Source organism: Aggregatibacter kilianii, assembly GCF_003129965.1.
Taxonomy (GTDB): Bacteria; Pseudomonadota; Gammaproteobacteria; order Enterobacterales; family Pasteurellaceae; genus Aggregatibacter; species Aggregatibacter kilianii_A.
On sequence record NZ_NRCJ01000006.1, the window covers coordinates 116664 to 128530 of the forward strand.

An 11867-nucleotide genomic window follows, 5' to 3' on the forward strand; every position below is an offset into this window, starting at 1 on the left:
TATTATTGGATTTTTTGGAACAATCGCTCGGTGCGTACGCCGGTCGGCCATTCATCCTGTTCTTTTTTCAAACTCAGCCAAATATAAGTGGCTTTGCCGACGATGTTTTGTTCCGGTACGAAGCCCCAAAAACGGCTGTCTTCACTGTTATTTCGGTTGTCACCCATGACAAAATATTGATTTTCCGGCACTACCCATTCGGTGACGTAATTGTCTTGCTTATTGAATGCCTTGTAGCGGTAGCTTTCATTGACCGGTTGCGGGAACCAGTGAATGGCGTGGGTGACATCGCCACTTTCAATGGTTTCCAATGGCGACGGACCGTATTGAATTTTGCCGCTGTAATCACGACCGATAATAAAACGGAAGTTTTCGTTCGGTTGCGGTTGGCTGTAGGCAAATTCTTTAGTTTCACAATCGGTTAAGCATTCTTTGCCGTCTTTGCCGTAAACAAGGGTTAAATGGCGGTTGGCGTCATTATAAATAACGCGATCGCCCGGCGTGCCGATAACGCGTTTAATATAATCTTTGCTTGGATCTTCCGGCGCTTTGAAAACGATAATATCGCCCCGTTGCGGTTTGCCCATTTGGATTAAGGTGTTTTGGAATACGGGATCTTTAATGCCGTAGTCGAACTTGTTTACCACAATGAAATCGCCAATGCGTAAAGTCGGCTCCATAGAAGAGGACGGAATTTGGAAAGGCTCAAAAATAAACGAACGCACAATAAGCACAAATGCCAATACCGGGAACAGTGATGCCATAAATTCAGAGCTTTCGGAGATCGGCTCGATTTGTGCTTTTTCTTCATCACTGAGGGTTTTGCCGCTGCGTTGTTCCAGGCGGTTGATTTGTCTGGCGCGTTTCGGCAATACGCCAAAGCGCAGATAACACCAAACCACGCCGGAAAGTGCGGTGAAAATGATCAGCAAAATTGAGAATGTGTTAGGCAATTGAAAATGATCCAATAGCTTCCACAAACCGTATCCGACAGCGATTAAAATAATCGTAAATAAGTTTGACATTGCTACTTCCTATTTATCTTTTCCTACATGCAGGATAGCTAAGAACGCTTCTTGCGGCACTTCCACGTTACCCAAAGACTTCATGCGTTTCTTACCTTCTTTTTGTTTTTGCAACAGTTTTTTCTTACGGCTTACGTCACCGCCATAACATTTCGCCAACACGTTTTTACGCAATTGTTTCACGGTGGAACGGGCAATAATGTGATTGCCGATCGCTGCCTGAATGGCGATGTCAAATTGCTGGCGCGGAATCAGCTCACGCATTTTTTCCACCAATTCACGACCACGATACGGCGCGTTGTCTTTGTGTACGATTAATGCCAACGCATCTACGCGCTCGCCGTTGATCATAATATCTACGCGCACCATGTCCGCCGCTTGGAAGCGTTTGAAACCGTAATCCAAGGAAGCGTAACCGCGAGAGGTGGATTTCAGACGATCAAAGAAGTCCAGTACCACTTCACCCATCGGGATTTCATAAGTGAGCGCCACCTGATTACCGTGATACACCATATGGGTTTGTACGCCGCGTTTCTCTACGCACAGCGTGATCACGTTACCCAAATAAGCCTGCGGCAACAGCATATTACATTCAGCAATCGGCTCGCGAATTTCTGCGATATTATTCAACGGCGGCAGTTTCGACGGGCTATCTACATAGACAACCTCACCGTTGGTCAGTTCGACCTCATAGACTACCGTCGGCGCGGTGGTGATCAAATCTAAATCGTATTCGCGCTCCAAACGTTCCTGAATAATTTCCATGTGCAACAGCCCAAGGAAACCACAACGGAAACCGAAGCCCAGCGCAGTGGAGTTTTCCGGCTCATAGAACAGGGACGCATCGTTCAGACTTAATTTGCCAAGGGCATCACGGAAGGCTTCGTAATCGTCGGAGCTGATCGGGAATAGTCCCGCATACACCTGAGGTTTGACTTTCTTAAAGCCCGGCAATACAGAGGTTGCCGGATTATTATGCAGAGTTAAGGTATCGCCCACCGGTGCGCCTAAAATATCTTTAATGGCACACACCACCCAGCCCACTTCGCCGCAATTTAAAACCGTGGTATCCACTTGTTTCGGCGTGAAAATGCCCAGACGATCTACGTTATAAGATTGACCGGTGGACATCACTTTGATTTTGTCGCCTTTACGCAACGTGCCGTTTTTAATGCGCACCAAAGAGACCACGCCCAAATAATTGTCGAACCAAGAGTCGATGATCAAGGCTTGCAACGGCGCATTTGGATCCCCTTCCGGTGCCGGAATTTTCGCCACGATTTCTTCTAATACGTCCTCAATACCCACGCCGGTTTTGGCGGAACAACGCACCGCGTCAATGGCATCAATGCCTACGATGTCTTCAATTTCTTCCGCAACACGCTCAGGTTCGGCGGCAGGCAGGTCGATTTTGTTTAAAATCGGTACGACTTCCAAATTCATTTCAATGGCGGTGTAGCAGTTCGCCAAGGTTTGCGCTTCCACGCCTTGCCCCGCATCCACCACCAATAACGCGCCTTCACAAGCGGCAAGGGAACGGGACACTTCATAAGAAAAGTCAACGTGTCCCGGGGTGTCGATAAAATTCAGTTGATAGGTTTCGCCGTCTTTGGCAGTGTAATTTAAAGTTACGCTTTGCGCTTTAATGGTAATCCCGCGCTCGCGTTCCAGATCCATGGAATCCAATACTTGCTCCGCCATTTCGCGGTCGGACAAGCCGCCGCAAGTTTGGATTAAACGATCCGATAAAGTCGATTTACCGTGGTCAATATGGGCAATAATAGAAAAGTTGCGAATATTCTTCATAAATAGGTAGGTTTTCTCAATTCAAAAGTCATTAAATTTAACTGGCGGATTGTACCTGAAAAGGCGGGGGAGTGCTAGGAAAGAAAAGGAAAAGTGCGGTCGTTTTTTACGGCGTTTTGAAAAAACAAAACCCCGAATCGCTTCGGGGTTTCTTTCAATTCAAACTGAAATTATAGGCTTTCAGTAAAAGTACGGGTGATAACGTCGCGTTGTTGTTCCGGTGTTAAGGAGTTGAAACGTACGGCATAACCGGAAACACGGATGGTTAATTGCGGATATTTTTCAGGGTGTTTCACCGCATCTTCCAATGTTTCACGACGTAATACGTTCACGTTTAAGTGTTGACCGCCTTCAACTTTAACGGTTGGCGCAACATCTACCGGCAATTCGCGATATTCGATTTTACCAAGTTCACTTACTGCAACCACTTGGTCTTCAACGTAATCGCCTTTTGCACATAAACAACGAGCTTCGCCTTTTTCGCTATCTAACAACCAGAAAGAGTTTAACAGATTGTCGTTAGCCGCTTGGGTAATTTGAATACCTTTAATCATAAATGCCTCCTAAATTTGGCGCGTTTGTATATTAATTAAACGCTGCGGATTTTATCAAAAATTTTGAAGTTTTCAAATTAATTTGACCTGGAACCAAAGTCTTTTTGCAATTAATTTTTAATATTTGACACATGTCAAATATATTCCGTCATTTTGAGTTTATTTTTAACAAAATTAAGTTGTTTTCGTTACATTTTTATAACAAATAAACTGCGTCGGTTACTATGAATTTTGCCCGAGGTTCTTTATAATCTCAGCTCATTGAGAAATGAGTCGGAATTTTGCTATGAAAACCTGGAAAGACGTCATCGGACAAGAAAAACAACAACCTTATTTTCAGCAGGTGTTGGAGCGGGTGCATGCGGAGCGTGAGCATGGCAAGATTATCTATCCGCCGGCAGCCGATGTGTTTAATGCCTTTAAATTAACCGAATTTGAACAGGTCAAAGTGGTGATTTTGGGACAAGATCCATACCACGGACCGAATCAGGCGCACGGTTTGTCTTTTTCCGTGAAACATGGTGTCCGCCCACCGCCGTCGTTGGTGAATATTTATCAGGAATTGTCGAAAGACATCGACGGCTTTCAAATCCCCAATCACGGTTGTTTGCTGGAGTGGGCGCAGCAAGGCGTGCTGTTGCTGAATTCGGTATTAACGGTGGAGCAGGGGCTGGCGCATTCTCACGCCAATTGGGGCTGGGAAATGTTTACCGACAAAGTCATCGAAACTTTAAATTCGCAACGGGAACATTTGGTCTTTTTATTGTGGGGCAGTCCGGCGCAAAAAAAAGGGCGGTTTATTGATCGCGAAAAGCATTGTGTGCTGACTTCCGTACACCCATCGCCGTTATCCGCCCATCGCGGCTTTTTTGGTTGTCGCCATTTCTCCAAAGCCAATGAATATCTACAACAACATCATATTGCGCCGATTAACTGGCAATTAACGTCAATTTAGCTTTTATTAATTAATAGGAATTTTTATGCTCGCCATTATTTCTCCCGCGAAGACTTTAGATTTTCACGCCGCCGTGCCGAAAAAACTCCCGCAATTTCAACCGCACTTTTTACCGCAAAGCCAACAGCTTATCGACGTTTGCCGTCAGCTGACACCGGCGCAAATCGCTTCACTCATGTCCATCAGCGATAAACTTGCCGGGCTGAATGCCGCCCGTTTTGGCGAATGGCAATTGGAACATAACGCACAGAATGCGAAAGCGGCGGTATATGCTTTCAGAGGCGATGTTTACACCGGCTTGGACGTGGATTCATTAACGGAAGACGATATGTTATTCGCGCAGCAACATTTGCGCATTTTGTCGGGATTGTACGGCTTATTGACGCCGTTGGATTTGATTCAGCCGTATCGTTTGGAAATGGGGACTAAATTAGTCAATGGCAAAGGCAAGGATTTATATGCGTTCTGGCATGGTTTGGTGACGCAGGCGCTACAAGCGGCGATTGATGAACAGAATGATAATGTATTGGTGAATTTGGCGTCCGACGAATATTATAAATCCGTGCAACCGTCCGATTTAAACGCGCAAATCATCAAACCGGTATTCCTGGATAATAAAAACGGCAAATACAAAATCATCAGTTTTTATGCGAAAAAAGCCCGTGGCTTAATGTGTCGTTACATTATTCAAAATCGTTTAACGGAAGTAGAGCAGTTAAAAGATTTTGATTTCGGCGGTTATTGGTTTGATGCTGCGTCATCAAGCAAAACGGAATTTGTCTTCAAACGGGATTTGGCGGAATAACATGATGAAAAAAACACTTCTTATTCTTACCGCACTTTTTCTGGCGGCGTGTGCTGCCAAGCCGCAATTACAAGTGCCGCAAACCTTGCAACATAATCAGAAAACCTATGATTTGGCGAGTCAACAGGATTTAGATTCCGTCGCCCGTTATTTTTATGTATTGCCGGGGGAGCGGGCGGATAAATGGCAAAGTGCGGTGGAAATTTTGCTCGATCGTAATGAGCTGCAGCGTACGCTACAAGATCGCGCAGATTGGCGTAAACAGGTTTACACCAACACCGGCGTGAAGCATTTCAAGTTAGACGTAAAAGATGATGCCCTGTATTCCTATGTAATTTATGAGCCCTCTGCACAAAGTAAGGATTGGCAGGTCAACGTAGCGAAAGGCAAAAATGTGGCGCATTGCGGTTTTGTGCAATATCAGTATTCCATGAAATTTCCGCGTTCTCATAAATTACGCAATATGAGCAATAAAAAAATCGTCAGCCATTTGAAGAAATTCTTTGTGGACAAAGAAATGAAAAAACTGACCCAAGCGGATTGGGCGCTGGGATGTAGAAGATAATGCCTGCTATCGCTTACTCCGCGCAGGTGAAAAAAGCGGCGCATTTCGCTATTCTCACCGCGCTGATTTTAATTGTGATAAAAGGTGTTGCCTGGTGGCAAACAGGCTCTGTCAGCATGCTGGCGTCCATCACCGATTCCATGCTGGATTTGTTGGCGTCTTTGATGAGTATGTTGATTTTGCGTTTTGCATTGATGCCGGCCGATCACAACCATTCTTTCGGGCATGGCAAAGCGGAATCGCTGGCATCGTTAGTGCAAAGCGCCTTTATTTCCGGATCGGCGATTTTCCTGTTATTACAAGGGATTCATCGATTTAACTCACCGCAGGAACTGACTAATACATCGCTCGGCATTGCGGTGACGCTGTTTTCCATTGTGGCGACGTTACTTTTGGTGTGGTATCAAACCCGCGTGATTAAACAAACGGACAGTCCGGCGATTAAAGCGGATCGACTGCATTATCAAACGGACTTGCTGATGAATGTGGCGATTTTAATTTCTCTGGGCCTGAGTGCTTACGGCGTGCTGTTGGCAGATGCGATTTTTGCGATTTTAATTGCGCTGTATATTCTGTTAAATGCCGCCAAAATGCTGTTTGACTCCGTGCAGTTGTTATTGGATCAAATGTTGCCGCCGCAAGAAATTGAACAAATCAATGCGGTGCTCCATGCCGAAATCACTGCGGACACACGTATTCTGGGCTTCCATGATTTGCGCACCCGCCGTTCCGGTGCCGTTCGTTTTATTCAGTTTCATTTGGAGCTGGCGGACGAACTGTCGTTTCTCGCGGCGCACGACATCACCGAACACCTGGAACAGCAGTTACAAGCGTTATTTCCGCGCAGCGACATTGTGATTCATCCCGAGCCTACAATCGTTGTGCAACAGGAAATGCAAGCGAATAAAAAAGTGATATAATTTGCGCATTTTGGTAAAAACCGATTTTCTTAAAATTTTAAACTTATGTAAGGTATGACTTATGATTAAAAAAATTGCAGTATTAACAAGTGGTGGCGATGCGCCGGGCATGAACGCCGCAATTCGCGGTGTGGTTCGTTCAGCATTGGCCGAAGGGTTGGAAGTGTATGGTATTTACGACGGGTATCATGGTTTATATAACAATAAAATCAAGCAATTAACCCGTTATAGCGTGTCCGATGTGATTAATCGCGGCGGCACATTCCTCGGTTCCGCCCGCTTCCCTGAATTTAAAGATCCTGAAGTGCGGGCAAAATGCGCGGAGATTTTACGTTCCCACGGCATTGACGCCTTAGTGGTTATCGGCGGTGACGGTTCCTACATGGGGGCAAAATTATTGACCGAAGAACACGGCTTCCCTTGTGTCGGTATTCCGGGCACGATTGATAACGATGTCGCCGGCACCGACTACACCATCGGTTATCAAACCGCCCTTGAAACCGCCGTTGAAGCCATCGACCGCTTACGCGACACGTCAAGCTCTCACCAACGTATCTCCATCGTTGAAATCATGGGACGCCATTGTAGCGACCTCACCATTTCCGCAGGTATCGCCGGCGGCTGTGAATACATCGTGGCATCAGAAATCGAATTTAATCGTGAAGAATTAATTCGCCAAATCGAAAGAAGCATTATCAAAGGCAAACGCCACGCCATTATTGCAATTACCGAGTTAATTTGTGACGTAAACGAATTGGCGCGCGAAATTGAGGCCCGCGTGAAACACGAAACCCGCGCGACGATTTTAGGGCACATTCAACGCGGTGGTACGCCATGCGCCTTCGACCGTATTTTGGGTTCACGCATGGGGGTGTATGCGGTAGATTTGCTCTTGCAAGGCAAAGGCGGCTACTGCGTGGGTATCCAAAATGAGCAACTGGTTCACCACGACATCATCGACGCGATCAACAATATGCGCCGCGAATTTAAAGCCGATTGGTTGAACATGTCTAAACGTTTGGACTAATTCATCTCCTTTCTCACTAAAAAAGTGCGGTCGGAAAAACCATTAAATTTTCGACCGCACTTTTTTGTGTCTGTCATTTTCCTTTCTATTGGCGCTCATTTTTTAATTTCAACAACATCAACACTTCATAATGCGACGTGTGCGGGAACATATCGAACAGTTGGATTTTTTCCGCTTGGTAGCGGGTGAGGGATTGTAGGTCTTTTCTCATGGTTTCTGCGTTGCAGCTGGAATAGAGGATAAAGTGCGGTTGCATTTCATTGAGAAATTCGGCAAGTGTTTTGCCGATACCGCGTCGTGGCGGATTGACGATGACCAAATCGGGTTTATCCGCTTGCTTTAAGGCGAAGTTCGCCGCGTCTAAAGATTGAAAATGCACCTGTTCGGCAAGCCCGAGTTGCTGTGCTGATAATCGGGCGGCGGCAATGGCAGAGGCGGAGATTTCAATGCCGGTAAGACGAATGGTTTTTTGCGGATTTTGTTGTTGCAAGGCTTGCAGGCAATGCAACCCGAAACCGCCCACGCCGCAGAACAAATCCCAAAGGCTGTTGATGGGCAGATCTTTTACCCATTGCTGCGCCGTGCCGTACAAGCCTTCGGCAACTTGCGGATTGGTTTGGAAGAAACCTTGCGGGCGGATAAACAACGGAATGCCGTTAAAAGATTCGGGCAAGGTGTGTTGTTCCGTGAGGAAAATTTCTTTTTCCCCTTCTAAAATCGCGGCATTTTGCGGCTGAATGTTGACGCTGATGACGGCAAGTTGCGGCAGTTTTTCGCGTAATGCCGGCAATTCCCGTTGAATCAGCGGCAGTTTACTTTCCGAACGTAGCACAAAACGCAGCATCAGTTGATGGCTGTATTGGCTTTCTGTTAGCAGAAGGTGTTTCAGTTCGCCTTTCTGTTTCGCTACGTTGTAAGGCACCAGCCCGGCGCGGGCGATGAAGTCTTTGAGCACAGGAAAAACCGCCTGAAAGCGGGGCGGATAAAGCGGGCAATCGCACAAATCCACCGCACTTTGCGGATCGAGCGGATTCGGCAAAATGCCAAGAATCGGGCGTTCCACTGCGCCGCTGACCACCATTTTGGCTTTATTACGAAAAGCGTCGGGAGCAGACTGAAAAGGAGCAAACCGGTTTAAGTGGGAATCGTCCAAACCGCGCAGTTGCTGTTGCAGGTGCGCGATTTTTTGTTCCAGTTGAGCGGTATAAGGCATTTCCAGCCATTGGCAGGAGCGGCAATCGCCCCGTTGGTAATGTGTGCAGGGGATCATATTAGCTTTTCGTCGCCAACCACTGCTGTTGAAGTGCGGTCAATTTTTTGCGATTTTCTAACCAGCGTGGCGCGGAATCCAATTCCGACCAAGTGAGATGTTTACGTTTGAACAGGCTGTGTAAACGCTCTTGTCTGAGATTAAAGTGCGGTTGTTTTTCTGAGAGTTTTAAATTATCCAATACTTGGATTGCGCCGTCCCGTTCATTGCAAAGCAACAATAAATCGCAACCGGCGTTGAGCGCCTGTTCGCTGCGCGCCACAAAATCGCCCATAAATCCCGCGCCTTTCATGCCGAGATCGTCGGAGAAAATCGCCCCGTTAAAATGCAGCCGATGGCGTAGAATGTCTTGTAACCAATATTTGGAACCGCTTGCCGGTTGGCTGTCGCATTGAGAATAAATCACATGAGCAGGCATGATGGCTTGCAACAAATTTTGCTCAATAAGTTGTTGGAACGGTTGAATGTCCTGCTCAAAAATGTCCTTTTTGCTACGTTCGTCGTAAGGCGTTTCCAAGTGGGAATCGGCGATAACGTGCCCGTGTCCCGGGAAATGTTTGCCTGTCGCCGCCATACCGGCCTGATGCATGCCGCGAATAAAATTGGCCGCCAAATCCACCGCACTTTTAACTTCACAGCCGAAGCTGCGATCACCGATAGCTTTGCATTGATGCCCGAGATCGAGCACCGGCGCGAAGCTGAGATCAATGTCAAGTGCGGTCATTTCCGCCGCCATTTGCCAGCCGGCTTCTAGCGCCGTTTTTTGTTGTTCCACAGGATCTTGAATCAGCGCGGAGAACGCCTGCATGGCGGGCAGTTGGGTAAAACCTTCGCGGAAGCGCTGTACCCGCCCGCCTTCTTGATCGACGGTAATCAGCAACGGTTTTTTGACTTTTTGCCGTACGGATTGAATGAGCGCCTGAAGTTGGGCGCGATCGTGAAAGTTACGGGTGAACAGAATCAATCCCGCCACCAGCGGGTGTTCCAGCAGTTCGATTTCTTCCTGTGCAAGCTCGTAACCGGCTAAGTCGATAAGTAATGTGGACATATTATTTCAAGCGGATATAGAGACGGTAGTTGACGCTGTCCGCACTTGGGCGGGATAAAGTCAGCGTTTGTTTTTGCATGGGTTGCAAGGTCAGTGCGTGCCATGTGGGTTGTTCTTCCGCGAGAGTCGTTACCCCGTTTTTGTCATACCAAAACAGGCTATAAGCCAAATCCACGATGCGCCCGGTTTTGTTTTTCACCCAAGCGTTGTCGCGATTAACACCCGCTTCCACCCTTGCCGCCGCAGGAGCTTCAATGTTCAGAATCGGGCTTTGGGTGTTTAATAAGGTCGGGGTTTTTGTGCTGCACGCGGCTAAAAGTGCGGTTAAAAAAAACAGTGAAATTTGCTTTTTCATTTATTTATCCAACATTTTGCCGAGAGGTTCGCCGCCGACGAGGTGCATATGTAAATGGAACACTTCTTGCCCGCCATGTTTGTTGCAGTTGACGATCAAACGATAGCCGTCTTGCGCAATGCCTTCCTGCGCGGCAAGTTTGGCGGCGACGGTGAATAGGCGACCGAGGGTGACTTCGTCTTGCTCGGTGACATCATTGACGGTCGGGATCAATTTATTCGGAATGATTAAAATGTGCGTTTTTGCTTGTGGCGCAATATCGTGAAATGCGGTGACAAGCTCATCTTGATATACGATATTGGCGGGGATTTCTTTGCGGATAATTTTGCTGAAAATGGTTTCTTCTGCCATGATGTTCTCCTTAAAAAAACGTTGCGTTTTATGACCGCACTTTTTAGCAGAAAACAGGCTAAATAGCAATTTCCCCTTGATTTTTTACCGGCATCGTTTACCTCAATCAGGTTACGCCTATCTAATTATTGACAAAGAACAAAGTTCCCTCTTTAAAACCGAGAAATATTTTTACTTTGCCCCGGAAAGAAAATATAATTAACAAAAATTATAAAAAATAAAATTTTTTTTAAGCTTTTGCTGCTCACGCAGTGTAGTACGGTTGTAAGTTAGAGTATTTACGAGTCAAAAAATTATAAAGGGGGATTTTGAAATGGATACCGAAACTTCCAAAACTACTTGTATGGTGTCTCCGGCAGAAATGAGCCAAATTGGTGAGGACGTCGGTGTTTACAAAGCTTCAAAAAGACAGATTTTATCGTTTTTTTCAGCAATTCCGGCCGGTGCGTTTATTGCATTGGCGTTCGTTTTTTATACCACTACGCAAACGGGGAGCGTTGGCGCATCTTGGGGGCTGACGAAGTTAGTCGGCGGGATCGTGTTCTCGTTAGGGGTCATTATGGTAGTGGTTTGCGGCTCCGAGTTATTTACTTCTTCTACAATGACGACAGTTGCCCGCGCCAGTGGTCGTATTAGTACGTTCCAGATGTTGCGAAATTGGGTTGTGGTTTATTGCGGGAATTTCGTCGGTGCGATTTTTATTGTGTTGGTCATTTGGTTTTCCGGTCAGACAATGGCTGCTCATGGGCAGTGGGGGCTCACCATTTTAAGCACGGCGCAACATAAGATTCACCACATGTGGTTTGAAGCGTTTTGCTTGGGTATTTTGTGTAATATCATGGTGTGTATCGCCATTTGGATGACATACGCCGGGAAAACATTAACAGACAAAGCGTTCATTATGATTTTACCGATTGCTTTGTTTGTAGCCTCCGGGTTTGAACACAGCGTAGCAAATATGTTTATGATTCCTATGGGGATTATTACTGCGCACTTCAGTTCACCGGAGTTTTGGCAAGCGATTAATATGGATCCTCAGCAGTTTGCGGATTTGGATCTTTATCATTTTGTGGTGAAGAACCTGATTCCGGTTACATTGGGGAATATTGTTGGTGGTGGTTGCTGTATTGCATTGACCTTATGGTCAATTAACCGACCGCACTAATCGGTTTATGGTGGGATGGAA

The 11867-nt window shown here is 46.5% G+C and carries 13 protein-coding genes; 6 read left to right on the forward strand and 7 right to left on the reverse strand.

The genetic code is table 11. The features are described from left to right. Positions 1–2 precede the first annotated feature (2 nt). The 3 genes from lepB to grcA form a co-directional block, all read right to left on the reverse strand. Positions 3–1025 carry a signal peptidase I gene (gene lepB, locus DK430_RS05935; RefSeq protein WP_109078172.1) on the reverse strand — a complete coding sequence of 341 codons (1023 nt, stop codon included), beginning with the start codon at positions 1023–1025 and terminating at the stop codon, positions 3–5. 9 nt (positions 1026–1034) lie between these two features. Continuing rightward, entirely contained in the window at positions 1035–2831 is a 1797-nt protein-coding gene (lepA, locus tag DK430_RS05940; RefSeq protein ID WP_109078173.1) for a translation elongation factor 4, read from the reverse strand. Positions 2832–3001: 170 nt separating this feature from the next. Continuing rightward, on the reverse strand, positions 3002–3385 hold the full coding sequence (gene grcA / locus DK430_RS05945) for an autonomous glycyl radical cofactor GrcA (protein ID WP_109078174.1): 384 nt from the start codon (positions 3383–3385) through the stop codon (positions 3002–3004). A gap of 286 nt (positions 3386–3671) precedes the next feature. Between grcA and ung the strand changes: the two genes are divergently transcribed. The 5 genes from ung to pfkA all read left to right on the forward strand — a co-directional run bounded on the left by ung (position 3672) and on the right by pfkA (position 7657). After that, positions 3672–4340 (forward strand): uracil-DNA glycosylase, encoded by a 669-nt coding sequence (gene ung / locus DK430_RS05950; RefSeq protein ID WP_109078175.1) that lies wholly within the window; start codon positions 3672–3674, stop codon positions 4338–4340. A 25-nt stretch (positions 4341–4365) separates the two neighbouring features. Further along, complete coding sequence (gene yaaA, locus DK430_RS05955) at positions 4366–5145, forward strand: peroxide stress protein YaaA (RefSeq protein ID WP_109078176.1); 780 nt, start codon at positions 4366–4368, stop codon at positions 5143–5145. A gap of 4 nt (positions 5146–5149) precedes the next feature. After that, entirely contained in the window at positions 5150–5710 is a 561-nt protein-coding gene (locus DK430_RS05960) for an HI_0983 family protein (protein WP_109078229.1), read from the forward strand. Then, entirely contained in the window at positions 5710–6630 is a 921-nt protein-coding gene (locus DK430_RS05965) for a cation diffusion facilitator family transporter (RefSeq protein ID WP_109078177.1), read from the forward strand. The genes DK430_RS05960 and DK430_RS05965 overlap by 1 nt, the downstream gene beginning before the upstream one ends. Before the next feature lie 61 nt (positions 6631–6691). Then, positions 6692–7657: a 6-phosphofructokinase gene (gene pfkA / locus DK430_RS05970; RefSeq protein ID WP_109078178.1), complete on the forward strand. Its 966-nt coding sequence runs from the start codon at positions 6692–6694 to the stop codon at positions 7655–7657. An 85-nt stretch (positions 7658–7742) separates the two neighbouring features. Here the strand turns inward: pfkA and rlmC are convergent, their stop codons facing one another. The 4 genes from rlmC to hinT are packed head-to-tail and all read right to left on the reverse strand — an operon-like array spanning position 7743 to position 10681. Then, on the reverse strand, positions 7743–8927 hold the full coding sequence (rlmC, locus tag DK430_RS05975) for a 23S rRNA (uracil(747)-C(5))-methyltransferase RlmC (RefSeq protein WP_109078179.1): 1185 nt from the start codon (positions 8925–8927) through the stop codon (positions 7743–7745). A gap of 1 nt (position 8928) precedes the next feature. Next, positions 8929–9975, reverse strand: a complete 1047-nt coding sequence (gene nagZ / locus DK430_RS05980) for a beta-N-acetylhexosaminidase (protein WP_109078180.1) — start codon at positions 9973–9975, stop codon at positions 8929–8931. Between the two features lies 1 nt (position 9976). Further along, the gene (locus DK430_RS05985) at positions 9977–10330 is read right to left on the reverse strand and encodes a YcfL family putative periplasmic lipoprotein (RefSeq protein WP_109078181.1); all 354 of its coding nucleotides are present in this window, start codon (positions 10328–10330) and stop codon (positions 9977–9979) included. Next, entirely contained in the window at positions 10331–10681 is a 351-nt protein-coding gene (gene hinT, locus DK430_RS05990) for a purine nucleoside phosphoramidase (RefSeq protein WP_109078182.1), read from the reverse strand. Positions 10682–10994: 313 nt separating this feature from the next. Here hinT and focA point away from each other — a divergent pair, with 313 nt between their 5' ends. Beyond that, a complete protein-coding gene (gene focA, locus DK430_RS05995) occupies positions 10995–11846 on the forward strand; it encodes a formate transporter FocA (RefSeq protein WP_109078183.1) in 852 nt (283 codons plus the stop codon). The last annotated feature ends 21 nt before the right edge of the window (positions 11847–11867 follow it).